At 35.1% G+C, this 15,419-nt stretch carries 15 protein-coding genes; 4 read left to right on the plus strand and 11 right to left on the minus strand.

Annotation, left to right across the window (positions count from 1 at the left end):
* Window positions 1–31 precede the first annotated feature (31 nt).
* Genes UH1x_RS09570 through hemA form a run of 8 tightly spaced genes read right to left on the minus strand, consistent with a single transcriptional unit; the run spans window position 32 to window position 7,558 of the window.
* A complete protein-coding gene (locus UH1x_RS09570; RefSeq protein WP_482626354.1) occupies window positions 32–820 on the minus strand; it encodes a PhzF family phenazine biosynthesis protein in 789 nt (262 codons plus the stop codon).
* Window positions 821–831: 11 nt separating this feature from the next.
* A complete protein-coding gene (locus UH1x_RS09575; RefSeq protein WP_482626355.1) occupies window positions 832–1,776 on the minus strand; it encodes a DUF4421 family protein in 945 nt (314 codons plus the stop codon).
* Entirely contained in the window at window positions 1,767–2,669 is a 903-nt protein-coding gene (hemF, locus tag UH1x_RS09580) for an oxygen-dependent coproporphyrinogen oxidase (protein WP_482626356.1), read from the minus strand. Before hemF ends, UH1x_RS09575 begins: the two co-directional genes overlap by 10 nt.
* Window positions 2,659–3,201 (minus strand): GNAT family N-acetyltransferase, encoded by a 543-nt coding sequence (locus UH1x_RS09585; RefSeq protein ID WP_482626357.1) that lies wholly within the window; start codon window positions 3,199–3,201, stop codon window positions 2,659–2,661. The genes hemF and UH1x_RS09585 overlap by 11 nt, the downstream gene beginning before the upstream one ends.
* Window positions 3,202–3,249: 48 nt before the next feature.
* Window positions 3,250–4,281 carry a uroporphyrinogen decarboxylase gene (hemE, locus tag UH1x_RS09590; RefSeq protein ID WP_482626358.1) on the minus strand — a complete coding sequence of 344 codons (1,032 nt, stop codon included), beginning with the start codon at window positions 4,279–4,281 and terminating at the stop codon, window positions 3,250–3,252.
* Between the two features lie 37 nt (window positions 4,282–4,318).
* A complete protein-coding gene (locus UH1x_RS09595; RefSeq protein ID WP_482626359.1) occupies window positions 4,319–4,675 on the minus strand; it encodes a four helix bundle protein in 357 nt (118 codons plus the stop codon).
* Window positions 4,676–4,724: 49 nt separating this feature from the next.
* Window positions 4,725–6,305, minus strand: a complete 1,581-nt coding sequence (gene hemC, locus UH1x_RS09600; RefSeq protein WP_482626360.1) for a hydroxymethylbilane synthase — start codon at window positions 6,303–6,305, stop codon at window positions 4,725–4,727.
* Entirely contained in the window at window positions 6,302–7,558 is a 1,257-nt protein-coding gene (gene hemA, locus UH1x_RS09605; RefSeq protein ID WP_482626361.1) for a glutamyl-tRNA reductase, read from the minus strand. The genes hemC and hemA overlap by 4 nt, the downstream gene beginning before the upstream one ends.
* Before the next feature lie 192 nt (window positions 7,559–7,750).
* Here hemA and UH1x_RS09610 point away from each other — a divergent pair, with 192 nt between their 5' ends.
* Complete coding sequence (locus UH1x_RS09610; protein ID WP_482626362.1) at window positions 7,751–8,641, plus strand: helix-turn-helix domain-containing protein; 891 nt, start codon at window positions 7,751–7,753, stop codon at window positions 8,639–8,641.
* A gap of 4 nt (window positions 8,642–8,645) precedes the next feature.
* Here UH1x_RS09610 and UH1x_RS09615 read toward each other — a convergent pair whose 3' ends face one another.
* The 3 genes from UH1x_RS09615 to UH1x_RS09625 all read right to left on the minus strand — a co-directional run bounded on the left by UH1x_RS09615 (window position 8,646) and on the right by UH1x_RS09625 (window position 11,975).
* A complete protein-coding gene (locus tag UH1x_RS09615; protein WP_482626363.1) occupies window positions 8,646–9,488 on the minus strand; it encodes an N-acetylmuramoyl-L-alanine amidase-like domain-containing protein in 843 nt (280 codons plus the stop codon).
* A complete protein-coding gene (locus UH1x_RS09620; RefSeq protein ID WP_482626364.1) occupies window positions 9,489–10,841 on the minus strand; it encodes a hypothetical protein in 1,353 nt (450 codons plus the stop codon).
* A 66-nt stretch (window positions 10,842–10,907) separates the two neighbouring features.
* A complete protein-coding gene (locus UH1x_RS09625) occupies window positions 10,908–11,975 on the minus strand; it encodes a mechanosensitive ion channel family protein (RefSeq protein WP_482626365.1) in 1,068 nt (355 codons plus the stop codon).
* A gap of 177 nt (window positions 11,976–12,152) precedes the next feature.
* Here UH1x_RS09625 and hemH point away from each other — a divergent pair, with 177 nt between their 5' ends.
* The 3 genes from hemH to UH1x_RS09640 are packed head-to-tail and all read left to right on the plus strand — an operon-like array spanning window position 12,153 to window position 15,416.
* Window positions 12,153–13,196, plus strand: a complete 1,044-nt coding sequence (gene hemH / locus UH1x_RS09630; RefSeq protein ID WP_482626366.1) for a ferrochelatase — start codon at window positions 12,153–12,155, stop codon at window positions 13,194–13,196.
* Between the two features lie 29 nt (window positions 13,197–13,225).
* Entirely contained in the window at window positions 13,226–13,999 is a 774-nt protein-coding gene (locus UH1x_RS09635; RefSeq protein WP_482626367.1) for a DUF3050 domain-containing protein, read from the plus strand.
* Between the two features lie 40 nt (window positions 14,000–14,039).
* Window positions 14,040–15,416: an MATE family efflux transporter gene (locus UH1x_RS09640; protein ID WP_482626368.1), complete on the plus strand. Its 1,377-nt coding sequence runs from the start codon at window positions 14,040–14,042 to the stop codon at window positions 15,414–15,416.
* Window positions 15,417–15,419 lie beyond the last annotated feature (3 nt).

Here is a 15,419-nt window from a genome sequence, read left to right on the forward strand (position 1 = left end):
GTTGTATTGGTCAATTAGAGTTATACAGCATCTAAATTTCTATCTCACCCACTAAATAACAAACTCCATTACCCGATATTTTTACGCGGTCTCCAAGATATTCGCATTGTATATCGCCACCACGTTCAGATAGTTGTTTTGCAGATAGTGTTTTCTTATTCAGTTTCTCTGACCAATATGGTGTAAGTGTTGTATGCGCAGAACCCGTAACAGGATCTTCAGGAATCCCGCATTGCGGTGCAAAAAAACGAGATACAAAATCTACTTCTTTACCTTTTGCCGTGATAATCACCCCTCTACAATCCAATTCATTTAATAAATGAAAATTAGGAGCAATAGCTTCTATTTCAGCCTGAGATTCATAAATAAGCATGTAGTCAGTTTTGCCTTTATAGGTTTCTACAGGTTGCTTGCCAACTGCTTTTGATATGTTAGTTTGTTCTGAAACGGGCGTTACATCATCCGTTGGGAAATCCATAGTTAATAATCCCGATTCACTTTTTTGAACTAATAACTCTCCACTTCTTGGTGAAATAAACCTTAAGGTATTTTCATTGTAACCGTAGTAATTAAAGATGACGAAGGCAGTGGCAAGGGTAGCGTGCCCACATAAGTCCACTTCTATTTCTGGGGTAAACCAACGTAGCTCATAATGATTAGTATTCTTAACCGCAAATGCCGTTTCCGCCAAATTATTCTCAGCGGCTATTTTTTGCATTAAATCGGTTTCTAACCAACTTTCAAGAATGCAAACCGCTGCCGGATTACCGCCAAATAGTTTGGATGTAAATGCATCTATTTGATAAATTTTTTGCTTCATGTAACTAAGGTTTATTCAATCCCTAATTTACGACTTATCTCGTCGGCTTTGGCAATCCATTTTTTAGGTGCATCAAAACGATAGCCTACATAAAATTCAAGAAAACTTATGGAGTCATCCAAAATGAAATTCTCATCTGAAGTGTGACTCAATAGTTGTGTATTAATATTTACGCCACTAAAGAAATTCTCTGAATTATAACCGCCAGTCATTCTAAAAATAAGTTGCGCCAAACCGTTAAAAGATTTCTTACCGTCCGTACTTGAATAATTGAAACCTAAACCGCCCGTTGCTCCCGCAGAAACGAGGTAATTTTCTTCAAATATCCAATTGTAATAGTAACCCGGACCTATAGCAACTTTTAACGATTTCTCCAATTGATTATCCAATATGGGATCTTCTAACCTAAACTTAGTGTAGTAGTAAGATATGCTAGGAATAAAACTACCGACACTTTGTTTTTGCCATTCATTCTGAAACCCAATAGCACGAAACGAAAAATTAGGATTAAATATATAACTAGATGTTCCACCAATTTTAAAGGTCCTTAAATCATCGATAGGTAAGGTTAAATCTGCCGTTCTAACAAAGAATCCTTTTTGCTTATAGATGTCCAAGGTCTGCATGTATTGACCAAAGAACGTACGAATATTGAAAGTGATCAATTTAGAATCGCCGTTATCTTTATTCTCCGCTAAAAAATTAGGGGCATAACCAAAATCAACTTCCAGAAAACGAAACAGAACAGACAGTCCCAAATAGCTTTTGTCGTTGGGTATAAACTCGGTTTTGTTACGTGTTATCTTATCCCTAACCGTAAAACTATTAGAAGTGGTCTGTAAAGACAATCTCACGGTTACTTTATCAGGAAAAGCTTCTTTGTAGTGTGAATTTTGTGCAATACTCAGTTGAGTAAAGTATAGCATACTCCAAAATAGAATGATTCTTACACCCATTCTTTAGGTTTCATCAATACGTCAATTAAACGTTCTTCTTCGCTACCCTTTTCTGGTTGATGGTCATAAACCCATTGCACATGTGGCGGCAAGCTCATTAATATACTTTCAATTCTTCCGTTTGTCTTTAAACCGAATAGAGTTCCTTTATCATGAACTAGATTGAATTCTACATATCTACCTCTTCTAATCTCTTGCCAGTCCCTTTGTTCCTTAGAATACTCAAGGTCTTTTCTTTTTATAACAATCGGTACATAACAATTTAAAAAGCTATTACCTACTTCGGTTACGAAGTTGTACCAGTCTTGCATATCCATTTCTGGGGTTGCTTTGCAGTAATCAAAAAATAGACCGCCTAGTCCGCGTGCTTCGTTTCTATGGGTATTCCAGAAATACTCGTCGCAACGTTTTTTATAGGTGTCGTAGAATGTAGGATTATGTTTGTCGCAAGCAGTTTTGCAAACTTCATGGAAATGAACGGCATCTTCGTCAAACAGGTAATAGGGAGTCAAGTCTAGACCGCCACCAAACCATTGATCTACAATTTCGCCGTCTTTACCATACATTTCAAAATAACGCCAGTTGGCATGAACTGTAGGTACCATTGGATTCTTTGGATGTAATACTAAACTTAATCCGCAGGCAAAAAAATTAGCATCTTCTACTCCAAAATATGCCTTCATACTATCCGGAAGCTCGCCATGTACTCCGGATATGTTTACGCCACCTTTTTCAAAAACTGCTCCGTTTTCAATAACTCTTGTACGGCCACCACCACCTTCTGGGCGTACCCAAATGTCTTCTTTAAAAGTAGCTGTACCGTCTACTTCCTCTAATTTAGAAGTAATGGTATCTTGAAGTTGTTCTATGTAAGCGTAAAATTTATCTTTCATTCTGTAAAACATAAAGTTCCATATCTAACGGGTCTTCGTTAGGCGGAGTGTGTTCTTTTAATAGTGTCTCTTTCCAAAGATAACCACAATTTTCTGCTACCTTAATACTGCCAAGATTCGTTTTATGAGCAATGATTCTGAGTCGCTGTAAATGTTGTTCGCTGAAGCCCCATTCTGAAATGGTTTTAACAGCGGTAGAAGTAATACCTTTATTTTGGTGTGCGTAGTCAATACAATAAGCAATTTCTGCTTCTTTTTCGGCTCGTTTTAGTTCTTTGAGATAAACCAAACCGATAATTTTTCTGTGTTCTGGTTCTTTTAGGGTAAACAAGTATTCTTTACCTGAAAGAAATTCGGCAACTTTCTCAAGTACAAAAATATTGGATAAGGTGGGATTAAGATTTGCAGCAACCGTTTTAGGGAAGTATCGTTTAATATGGTCTGCATTGGTAGATATAAAATCGCACAAACGCCATCCATCTCTCTCTGAAATCGGATTTATTTCGAAATCTTGAAATTGAAATGAATTCATTATGCGATTATTATATCGGCTACTTTAAAGCTTTTGAACCTTAATAGGTTAGTCTTGCTTATATTCTTTTACGGCATCAATAAACGCCTTGGCATTTTCAACAGGAACATTTGGTAGAATACCATGACCTAAATTTACCACGTAACTGTCTTTACCAAATTCATTGATCATTTGGTGTACCATCTTTTTTATATCGGAAGGTGGAGATAATAAACGTGCAGGGTCAAAGTTACCTTGTAGGGTGATTTTTCCACCACTTAAATAGCGCGCATTTCTAGCGGAACAGGTCCAGTCTACACCTAATGCAGAAGCGCCTGATTTTGCCATATCACCTAGTGCGAACCAACATCCTTTTCCAAAAACAATAACCGGAGCTTCATCTTTTAAAGCATCGATAATTTGCTGAATGTATTGCCATGAGAATTCTTGATAATCGGTAGGCGATAACATGCCACCCCAAGAATCAAATACTTGAACCGCATTTACACCTGCAGCAACTTTTGCTTTAAGGTATGCAATAGTGGTATCTGTAATTTTCTGAAGTAATTCATGTGCAACAACAGGTTGTGTAAAGCATAATTCTTTAGCCTTATCAAACGTTTTGCTTCCTTGACCTTGTACACAATAGCATAAAATCGTCCAAGGGGAACCTGCAAAACCTATTAACGGAACTTCATCATTCAGTTTCTCTTTTGTCGCTTTAATGGCTTCCATTACATAACCTAATGTTTCATGAACATCTGGTACAATAACGCTATCCAAATCTTTTTGATTGCGAATAGGGTTCGGTAAATACGGACCAAAATTCGGCTTCATTTCCACATGAATGTTCATTGCCTGTGGAATTACCAAAATATCACTAAACAAAATAGCGGCATCCATACCGTATCTACGAATAGGTTGAACCGTAATTTCTGATGCCAATTCTGGAGTCTGACATCTGGTAAAGAAGTCATATTTTTCTTTGATGGCCATGAATTCAGGTAAATATCTACCTGCCTGACGCATCATCCACACTGGTGGTCTTTCTACCGTTTCACCTTTTAAGGCTTTTAGAAATAAGTCGTTTTTTAAGCTCATATTCTTGTAATAGCTTTTAGCTGCTAGCCCTTGGCTTTTAGCTATTTTTTATTTTACTAATTAGACTATTGATCATTTTAGATTCTATTGAAATCAATTCAAAAATTGACTTCAAGTCTCCGCTATCTAAAAATTTCAATTCTTCTGATATTATTAATTGAGTTTCTACTTCAAAAAGAGAACCTAGTGCAATTTCTAAAAAGCGTTTAAATTCAACTTCACTATTTCTACTGCATCCTTCTGCAATATTTGAAGGAACTGATACTGCGGCTCTAGAAAGTTGACATTTAAGTCCGAATTTTTCTTCGCTTGGTAACTTTTGAACTAAACTATAAACATGCTTAACTATGGTGATTCCATATTTCCATATTTCAAGCTTTTTAAAGTCCCTCATAATTTATTGTACAGCCAAAGGCTAGCAGCCAATAGCCAACAGCCATTAGCTAATCTTCATAATCCGCATTCACCAATTCAATAACACTTTCTACCGTTGGTATTTTGGCAACTTTTACTTCCTTGAAATGTTCTCTAGCAGCTTTTGCAGTAGTTTCACCAATACAGTAGGCAACCCTGTCAGTAGAATTCTCTTTTAAATAGCTTTCTACGTTAGACGGACTAAAGAACATGATGCCTTTTGCGCTTTCTGGTATGGCTTTACCGGATAGTTTAGTTCGGTAGGCTTCTATGGCGTTTACCTCAATATTGTTTTCCTCTAAGATGCTTGGCAATTCTTCTAAACTTAAATTACCATGAAAATAGGTGACCTCTGTGCCATCAATAAACTCCACTAAGTGGTTGGCTAAATCTTTTGCATTGTTTTCATAATGCGTGATCTTACCGAATGCATTTTTTAATAGCCTTCGCGTTTTTCTGCCTACACAGTAAATATTTTCAAAATCTAATTCTGCGGCACTTCTACTGGCTAGAACAGCTTCAACTGCATTTCTACTGGTAAAGACAACGTTTTTGTGGGTCTTTTTCAATATGATGGGTGAAATACGATTCGGATTAATTTTTATAAAATCGTCTGAATCTGCATTCACGGATATATTCAATAACAACTGTTGTTGCGGAGTCAGTTTCTTAGTAGAAAAAACATTAATCTCTAAACCGGCATTTGCCAGTTCTGTCATCAATCTTTTGCCTCCTCTAGCTAAAATGCTCTTCGCACAGTCAATACCTAAATTTTGGTGTTTACCTAGTGGTGCGGTTAATTCAGCTTCTAGCTTCTTGCTTCCATCAACATTTAGTAAAACCCCTTTTAGGGTAACAATGTTTTCTTTGTTGATGTAGGATAATGCACCGATCGGTGCGCTACAACCACCTTCCAACTCTCTAAGGAATTCTCTTTCCAAGCTTACGCAAGTGTCGGTTTCTTCATGATTTAGTTGAGCACAAGCTTCACGAATTTCTTCATCATTTTCCATGGCAACTACCATAATAGCTCCTTGTGCAGGGGCTGGTAGCATCCACGTAAGTCCGATCGTATTTTCTGGTTCCAAACCAATACGTTCCAAACCTGCAGCTGCGAAAATAGCACCGTTCCATTCGTTGTTGTACAACTTTTCTAAACGGCTATTTACATTTCCCCTTAAATCTACAATGGCATGTGTTGGGTACCTATTTAGCCATTGCGCTTGTCTACGAAGACTTCCGGTAGCAATAACGGCATCTCTAGAACCTAAAAATTCTTCATTGTCCTTGAACGCCATGATGTCCATGTAATTACCACGTTTTAAAACAGCGGCTTTTACAATGCCTTTTGGCAGTGCGGTAGGTACATCTTTCATAGAATGTACGGCAATATCAATATCGCCATTGATCATGGCAACGTCTAATGTTTTGGTAAACACTCCCGTAATTCCTAATTCATATAAAGGCTTATCTAGTATAAGGTCTCCCGTGGATTTTACAGGGACTAATTTTACTTTATGACCTAATGCTTGAAGTTGATCTTTTACGGTATTTGCCTGCCATAACGCTAATTCGCTATCGCGTGTGCCTAATCGTATTACTTTACTCATTTTTCGTCCAATTCTAATTGAAATACTTTTTGGATAAATTCTAAACTTGAATTGGAATCTACCGTGTCATCCTTAAGATGATTTGCAAATTGTTTGGTTATTTTTTGAATGATGCGATTGGTTACTACATCTGCCTGATGCGAATTAAAATCGACCGTTTTTTTGGATTGGTAGTCTAGCTCTTCATCCTTAATGGTCTTCAATTTCTGTTTTAAAGCTTTAATTACCGGGGCAAATTTTCTAGTTTCTAACCATTGGTTGAAATCGTTTTTCACCTCTTCGTTTATTGCTTCCGCCTCTGGAATAAATTGCTTTCTACGCTCTAGGGTTTCATCCGTCATTTGCGATAAATGATCCAAATGGATTACAGTAACATTATCCATTTCCGAAACGCTGGCATCCACATTTTTTGGCACCGATAAATCTAAAATCAATAACGGTTTATTGGTGTATATTAATTCTTTGGTAATCGTTGGTTTTTGAGCACCTGTAGCAACTACCAAAATATCTGAAGTTCTTATTTCTGACTGTAAATCGCCATAATCCTTCACCTTAAGATTGAACTTACCGGCAATTTGCTCGGCTTTGCCTTTTGTTCTATTAATTAAAGTAATATGTGGATTCTTTGTATGCTTAATTAAATTTTCGCATGTATTACGACCAATTTTTCCTGTCCCGAATAAGAGAATGTTCTTTTCTGAAACATTTTCTACATTACGCATAATATACTGTACCGAAGCAAAAGCTACAGATGTTGCACCAGATGAGATTTCAGTTTCATTCTTAATACGTTTGCTCGCCTGTATAATGCTATTGCAAAGACGTTCAATAAACGGATTGGCAATTCCCAACTCTTTAGAACGCTTAAAACTTTGCTTTAGTTGACTGATGATTTCAAAATCACCCAGTATTTGGCTATCCAAACCGGTACCTACACGGAACAAGTGATTGATAGCTTCTTTATTTTTATACACATATGCTACTTCTTGAAACGCTTCAACAGTTCCGTTAGAATGGTCGCATAATAATTTTATAAGTTGAAAAGGGTGTTGTGCAAAACCATGTAACTCTGTTCGGTTACATGTTGATGTTGCCAATAACCCATCTATGCCCTGATTTTTAGCTTCTTCTAAAAGTGACTTTACAGCAACTTCGTCTAAACTAAATTTACCACGAGCCTCAGCATCAGCCTTTTTATAGTTAAGACCAATGGTGTAAAAGGAGTTATGTTTAGAAATGTGATAGTCCTTCATAAAGCGGATACAAAAATATGAGCATCCATTCAATAAAAACAACGCTAGAGGTACAATTAATGTCGTCTGCCGAATTTTTGATCAAAATATGATATTTATCAGTTTTTTAGCCATAATTTTATGGTGGTTTCAGTGAATAGGTACAATTTTATTTAGATACTTTCTAAATAGATATAAAATCAATTGAAGAAAATGGATATAAAAAGTAACGCTCAAGGGTCATATGACGAAGTTTTGATCGAAGACGGATTTTACGTTCTTAAATTTCAAAATGATGAAGATAAGGTAGTTGAATATTCTCGTGATATCAGTAAAAGATTTATACAGTTTCACTTTTGTTTAAAGGGTAGCGGTACCTATAATTTTAACCAAGGAAATTATAGCTTAGATGTAAAGGAGGAAAATTCTTTGTTGTTGTTTAACACACAGTTAGACTTACCTTTGAATCTAAATCTTAATCCGAAATCATCTTTGGTTTCAGTGGTAATGACCTTGCGAAAATTTCATTCCTTATTTACCGCAGAGGCAGATTACATTCCGTTTTTAAGTGCAGATAATAAGGAGAAAAAATACTATTCTCAAGAGCCTTTTTCACCATCAATTGCGGTTATTTTGAGTCAGATCGTGAATTATAATTTACATCCTTCTATAAAATCGCTTTATGTAAAAGGTAAGATTTATGAATTGATAGCCTTGTATTTTAATAGGAGTCCAAATGCCGATATTGAACAGTGCCCTTATTTAGCCGACGAGGAAAATGTAAAAAAAATTAAAAAAGCCAAGGAAATCGTATTAGCTAATATGGCAGAACCACCGACATTGGCAGAATTATCAAGTGAGGTCGGTTTAAGTTTAAAGCGCTTAAAGGAAGGTTTTAAGCAAATTTATGGCGATTCTGTCTACAGTTTTTTATTTGATCATAAGATGGATTATGCGAAACGACTTTTAGAAACCGGTCAGTATAATGTCAATGAAATTGGGCTCAAAGTAGGGTATAGTACTTCTAGTCATTTCATAGCTGCTTTCAAGAAAAAGTATAATACCACACCAAAGAAATATTTATTGGCCTTATCTGGAAGTTAGAATTTTAGAGTGGTCTCGCCACCATAATACCTGTGTTGCTTTTAATACTTTTTAAATATTCTGCGAGTGGTTTTTTAGAAACTTCAACTTGCATTAATCCTGTAGATGCGTGCAGTAAATGAATTCTGCCATCTTTTTCGCGAGTGGCAATACCTGTATGGGTAACATCTAATCCGTTAATAGAAGTAGCAAGTGCTATAATGTCTCCAGATTTAATTAAATGTTCGTTTTCGGCAATCTTATCTTGTGCCAATACACAAATAGCCTGATTGTTTAAATAGTTTTCAGAAGCTTTAATTTTTGAGTAATTCATGTCATCAGCCAAAAACGGATACAAATCTCTATGGGTACTCATAAAATTAATGTCTTTCGTGATTTCAGCACCACCGATTTCACCGGTGATATCTTTTAAAAGTCCTTTCTCTGCATTGTTTGCAATCCATTCAGAAAAGTAATGTAAACGAGAAGCGTAACCTTCTAGTTCGCCGTCTTTATATCTGATTGTTTCTAAGTTTTTAATGAATGCATCAAAAGAAAGGTCGTCAGCTCTTAAAAGTTTTGAAAGGTCTAGCACATTTTCAACAAAGGTGGTACAATCTAATCCATGAAGATTTACGACCAATGTTTCCGTATCGCCAATTTCAAGTGTCTTTGCTACATAAGGAGTCTTCATAAACGTTTTACCAACGCTCACCATAGTTTCACCGAAATTGCCATCATACATTCCATCAATTTCTACTAGCTTGTTTTCAACTGTAGCTTTGTCTTTTGGAGAGCAGGTGATTTGTTGGGCTAGTAAAATTTGACCTATGAAAATCAATAAGACAGTTATAAATCTTCTAAACATTTAATTATTATAAATTAAAATTCCTTCCATTGATGGATAAGTTTCATTAAAGTTAATGTCTTGTAAATTTAAGAAAGTTTTGTAAGGTTTAATTTTGTCAAGATTTATGTCTGGATACTTTTCTAATATTTCTAATGGAATACTACCAACAATCTTTTTTGTGTTTTTAGGAGTTTCAATACTTCGAGAAGTTATGTTGTAATTACCATAAGGGTAATTACCTTCAATATGTCTCCAAGTATAAATTGAAGATTTAAAATCACTTGTTGTGCTAAAACTAAAATTTTCAAAGGATGATTCGTTATTTATTATGAAATTAGGATTTTTAGGTATGATAAGCTTATCTAATTTTGAGCCAAACTGAGTTTTATAATAACTGTAATCTGATGTCTCTAAAATAAAGTGTGTACGATAATTTGAAAATTTACTCAGATAACTTAAAGTAATGAAGTTTAAATTTATATTATTCCTATTTAAAGAAATATCTAGTAATTTGAAACCTCCGAAGTAATTAAAGGATTCATCAATATCAAATCCTCCTATATTAATTAAATAACTTGAATTTAAAGGAATTTCTACTTCTAATGTAGATTCAAATTGTTTGAATTCAGAATAATTTATAGTTAAATCTTGGTTTTCAGGATTAGAAAAAAGAATATACTTATTTGTATAGTTTCCGTCTATTATGGAGATTAAATATTCTTGTTCCCCTTCATTCTGTATTAATGTTTCAGTATAATCTATTAGCTCATTTCCTTCCCAAGAAGGAGAATAGCTATATGGTATAACTCCATTTTTTGTAGAAATATTTAAATTTTTAATTTGAGGTATATCTTCAATCGTTATATTGAACTCGCCAATTTTAGTTCGATTTTGTGGTTCATTTAATACAGTTGAATTAATGTTAAAAACATCTCCTTTTTTAAGGCCATTAGTTGTTGAAATCTCATATTTCTTGCCTATTTCAGAGCGTGTCTGTGGGCTTGTTCCATCATTTAAATCATTTACATAATCTATAACTTGACTAAACTCTGTTATACTCAATGAGGATGTAATTGAATCGGGATAAGCACTGAAAGTTATTTCGTCTCCACTGTCATATGATTTATAATCAACCAAATTATTGTTGTCATCGTGAATGATTATCCAATCTTCGCTATCGGTAGTATTTTTATTTACGTCAATATTTACAGTTAAATATACTTCCTCTTCAATAATTTCAGGTGAGGAGACTGGATTTTCTGATTTGTTGACTTCTGGTTGTATGATTGATTCCTTTGTTTCTTCGTTTTTTGAACAATTAAAAAAAGAAAATACGATCAAACTTAAATATGCGAACTTTAAAACTTTCATTCCATAATTTTAATATTAAATTAACGGCTTTAAACACTTAATATTTTACCCTATTTAGGATACATTTTATTTAGAATGGATATTAGTATCCTTTTCCAGCATAACCCTATTTCTTGCAATACTTTCAGGGTAATTTTGTTGTAAAAAAGTAATTAATTTTTCACGTACAAGTACACGTAAGTCCCATGCGGTAGGGGAGTCCTTGGCACTCATTAAGGCTCTGATTTCTACTGAATTTTGCTTGCTTTCCGTTACTTGAAGTACGTTGACCTCTTTATCCCATAGATCCGTACTATTAAGAATTTTGGTCAATTCTTCACGAAGTGCATCAAAAGATACGTTGTAATCTGTATAAAGAAAAACAGTCCCTAAAATATCAGACGAAGTCTTGGTCCAGTTTTGAAATGGTTTTTCAATAAAATAAGGTGTTGGAACAATGAGTCTTCTCTTATCCCAAATTTTCACAACAACATAGGTTAAGGTTATTTCTTCAATCCATCCCCATTCTCCCTCAACAATAACAACATCATCTATTTTAATAGGTTGCGCAATTGCAATCTGTATTCCCGCTAATACGGTACCGATCATTTTTTGTGCGGAAAAACCAATGATAATACCAGCAACACCTGCCGATGCAAAAATGCTGACCCCTAATTCGCGAATACTCTCAAAACTCATGAGCACTGCGCCAACGGCAAAAATGATAATGATGAAAATAAATATGCGTTCCAGAATGTTGAACTGGGTGTAAATTTTTCTTGCTTTTAAATTGTTCTTTACATTGACATCGTAATTACTAACTATTATGGTCTTAACAATTTTTAAAAGATTTAGTGATAACCAAGTAAGTGATAGAATAAATAGAATGGTACTTGCCTTTTTAAAATAATAGCTATAATCTTCTAATTGCAACAATGTGCGCAATGAGGGTGATCGAAGCCAGATAGAAACTATAATTAAAAATATTGGACTGCTTATTTTTTTGAACGTACCGTGTGGTATTAAGTATTTGGGGTCTTTGCCAAATTTTTTAATCAAAAAAGAAATAATCCAATACGCAATTAGAACACCTAAAGTGGAGGCTATAAAAAAGTAAAGTGCATTCGTTGGCACTGTATCAAAAAATGTATTCATTATAAAATGTGTTATAGTTTTTGACGAATTACAACTTACTAAAATTAAACAGTACTAAAAATTATTTGACCAGTTATTAGATTGCTTTATGAGAGTATAGAAAAACTATTGCCGAAAATTAAAATATCATCGATTTGCATGTCTTATTTTTGCAATCGAATAACAAACACATACGCTATGAAAGGAGTATTATTGGTCAATTTGGGTTCGCCAGAGAGTCCTACCGCAAAGGATGTTAAGCCGTATTTAGATGAATTTTTAATGGATGAGCGAGTAATCGATGCTCCAAAATGGTTAAGAACAATTCTTGTAAGGGGAATTATTTTGCAGACCAGACCAAAGAAATCCGCTGAAGCGTATGCTAAAATATGGTGGGAAGAAGGTTCTCCGTTAGTCGTGATATCTGAGCGATTTTCAAATAAATTAAAAACACAGACCGAAATGCCCGTGGCTTTAGGTATGCGTTATGGTAGCATGTCTATTAAAAAAGCTATGCAGGAGCTTAAAGACAAGGGAGTTGATGATGTGCTTTTGGTGCCGTTATACCCGCATTATGCAATGTCTAGCTTTGAGACGGTAGTCGTAAAAGTGTTGGAAGAGCAAGAAGCAGGTTTTCCAGATATGAAAATTACAACGTTACCTGCTTTTTATAAGCATCCGGAGTTTATTAAAGCGCTTTCAGAAAGTATAAAAGATGGGCTAGAAGGTTTTGATTATGACCATATTTTGTTTTCATATCATGGTATTCCTGAGCGTCATATTCGCAAAAGTGACCCTACTAGTTTTCATTGTAAAATAGATGGTACGTGTTGTAATGTAAATTCTGTTGCACATAATACATGTTATAGACATCAGGTTTATGATACTACTGAAATGGTAAAAGCATATTTAGGCTTAAAAGAAGAGCAAGTAAGTTCTTCGTTCCAATCTCGTTTGGCTGGTGATCCATGGTTAAAACCTTATACCGATTATGAGTTTGAAAGACTAGCTAAAGAAGGCAAGAAAAAATTGGCTGTAATCACCCCTGCATTTGTTAGTGATTGTTTAGAGACATTGGAAGAAATTGCAATGGAAGGTAAAGAGCAGTTTATGGAAGCTGGTGGTATAGATTACAAGCATATTCCTTGTATGAACGACAACGACGCTTGGGTAAAGGTTATGGCAAAATGGGTAAATGATTGGCAATCTACCGATAAGTTAGATGTAGCTCCAAGCACATAAAATATTATAATTCTTAGACAATCACTGCTATGAAAATCCAAGAAATAGAAATTATATTACAACCGTTAAGAGAAAAATTAAGAAATCACGCACTTTATAAGGAGTTGAAATCAGTAACTGATATACAAATATTCATGGAAAGCCATGTATATGCCGTTTGGGATTTTATGTCGCTTTTAAAGGCATTACAGATTAATTTAACTTGTATTTCATTGCCATGGAAACCGGTAAAGAATACAAATACCGCACGGTTTATTAATGAGATCGTTCTTGAAGAGGAAACTGATGTTAATGAGTTAGGTGTTTTAAAAAGTCATTATGAAATGTACCTGGACGCTATGGTTGAGGTAGGCGCGGATACTACTAAAATATCAGGTTTCCTAAATGGAATGAATGAGTTGAATGGCGTTCTTAAAACAATTGATAATTCTGATTTGAATGATGCGGTTAAGTCATTCTTGAGTTTTACTTTTGAAACCATTAATACACAACAACCTCATAAAATTGCAGCAGCTTTTACTTTTGGTAGAGAAGATTTAATACCAGATATGTTTCTGAAAATTGTTGATCAAGCTGGTAAAGATGCATATCCTAAGCTGGAGTACTATTTAAGAAGGCATATTGAGTTAGATGGGGATGACCACGGTCCGCTATCACTAAAAATGATTCAAGAATTATGCAGAGATGATGAGACGAAATGGCATGACGTTTTAGAATGCTCTGAAAAAGCGTTGCAACAGCGCATTAATTTATGGGACCACATTGCCACAGCAATTCAACAAAATAAAGAGATTACGGTTTAGCAATTTAATCTAGGCATATAATTAATTAAAAACCACACTAATGGCAAACGTTTCCGCAGAACAATTGGGCACGGAATCTATATCAAGTTTGCTCATTAAACAGGCATTACCTGCAAGTATAGGTATATTGGTAATGTCGCTAAACGTACTGGTCGATTCTATTTTTGTTGGTAATTGGATCGGCTCAATTGCCATTGCGGCAATTAACGTAGTGTTACCTATTTCCTTTTTTATAGGAGCATTGGGTATGGCTATCGGTATTGGTGGTGCCAGTATTATTTCTCGTGCTCTGGGTGCTAATAATAAGGAAAAAGCAATACGTACATTTGGTAATCAGATATCGTTTACGATTTTGATCACCACTTTAATGGTGGTTGTAGGGCTCACCTTTGTTGACACATTGATACCTGCATTTGGTGGTAAAGGCTCCATTTTTGAATTGGCCAAAATCTATTATGTTATTGTTTTATATGGTGTACCGTTCCTAGGTCTTAATATGATGGGTAATAATGTAATACGATCGGAAGGCAAACCAAAATTTGCTATGATTGCAATGATTATTCCTTCTATTGGTAATTTAGTCTTAGATTATTTGCTGATTAATGTGATGGATTACGGAATGGAAGGAGCCGCTTGGGCAACCACTATTAGTTACTTTCTGTGCTTCATGTACATTGTTTATTTTTTCCTGTCCGATAAGTCAGAATTAAAACTAAGCCCGAAGTATTTACGTATCAAATTTTCTATAATCAGAGAGATTAGCTCACTTGGCGTCGTGACGCTCTCTCGCCAAGCTGTTGTGAGTGTTATTTATCTGTTGATGAATAATATTTTATTCGATTTGGGAGGAGAAGCTATGGTAGCGGTATATGCCATAATCGGTAGAATGTTGATGTTTGCCCTTTTTCCGGTATTTGGGGTCACACAAGGCTTCTTGCCAATTGCAGGATTTAATTATGGTGCTCAAAAATATGATAGGGTAAAGGAATCTATATATACCGCAATAAAATATGCTGCACTATTGGCGACTTTAGTTTTCGCGGGACTCATGATTTTTCCTGCAGAAATAGCCGGTCTCTTTTTAAGCCATAAACCAGATATGAGTGCATTGGAGCTTGAAACAAACGCCTTTGTTTTAGAAAACACACCGTCTGCTATGCGTTGGGTATTTGCTGCTACTCCCATTATTGCACTTCAACTTATTGGTGCCGCTTATTTCCAAGCAATAGGAAAACCCGTGCCCGCATTGTTATTGACGTTATGTAGACAAGGCTTTTTCTTTATTCCTCTAATCTTAATTCTGCCAAATTATCTAGGAGAACTTGGTGTCTGGATTTCTTTCCCCATTGCAGATGTTCTTGCAACTATTGTTACAGGGTATTACTTGCGAAAAGAGATTAATACCAATTTGGTTTAAGCC

Source organism: Maribacter sp. UH1, assembly GCF_056839145.1.

Bases quoted from the DNA above. Each gene is read 5' to 3' on its own strand.
- UH1x_RS09570 (WP_482626354.1), bottom strand. From the start codon at position 820: ATGAAGCAAAAAATTTATCAAATAGATGCATTTACATCCAAACTATTT.
- UH1x_RS09575 (WP_482626355.1), bottom strand. From the start codon at position 1,776: ATGGGTGTAAGAATCATTCTATTTTGGAGTATGCTATACTTTACTCAA.
- hemF (WP_482626356.1), bottom strand. From the start codon at position 2,669: ATGAAAGATAAATTTTACGCTTACATAGAACAACTTCAAGATACCATT.
- UH1x_RS09585 (WP_482626357.1), bottom strand. From the start codon at position 3,201: ATGAATTCATTTCAATTTCAAGATTTCGAAATAAATCCGATTTCAGAG.
- hemE (WP_482626358.1), bottom strand. From the start codon at position 4,281: ATGAGCTTAAAAAACGACTTATTTCTAAAAGCCTTAAAAGGTGAAACG.
- UH1x_RS09595 (WP_482626359.1), bottom strand. From the start codon at position 4,675: ATGAGGGACTTTAAAAAGCTTGAAATATGGAAATATGGAATCACCATA.
- hemC (WP_482626360.1), bottom strand. From the start codon at position 6,305: ATGAGTAAAGTAATACGATTAGGCACACGCGATAGCGAATTAGCGTTA.
- hemA (WP_482626361.1), bottom strand. From the start codon at position 7,558: ATGAAGGACTATCACATTTCTAAACATAACTCCTTTTACACCATTGGT.
- UH1x_RS09610 (WP_482626362.1), top strand. From the start codon at position 7,751: ATGGATATAAAAAGTAACGCTCAAGGGTCATATGACGAAGTTTTGATC.
- UH1x_RS09615 (WP_482626363.1), bottom strand. From the start codon at position 9,488: ATGTTTAGAAGATTTATAACTGTCTTATTGATTTTCATAGGTCAAATT.
- UH1x_RS09620 (WP_482626364.1), bottom strand. From the start codon at position 10,841: ATGAAAGTTTTAAAGTTCGCATATTTAAGTTTGATCGTATTTTCTTTT.
- UH1x_RS09625 (WP_482626365.1), bottom strand. From the start codon at position 11,975: ATGAATACATTTTTTGATACAGTGCCAACGAATGCACTTTACTTTTTT.
- hemH (WP_482626366.1), top strand. From the start codon at position 12,153: ATGAAAGGAGTATTATTGGTCAATTTGGGTTCGCCAGAGAGTCCTACC.
- UH1x_RS09635 (WP_482626367.1), top strand. From the start codon at position 13,226: ATGAAAATCCAAGAAATAGAAATTATATTACAACCGTTAAGAGAAAAA.
- UH1x_RS09640 (WP_482626368.1), top strand. From the start codon at position 14,040: ATGGCAAACGTTTCCGCAGAACAATTGGGCACGGAATCTATATCAAGT.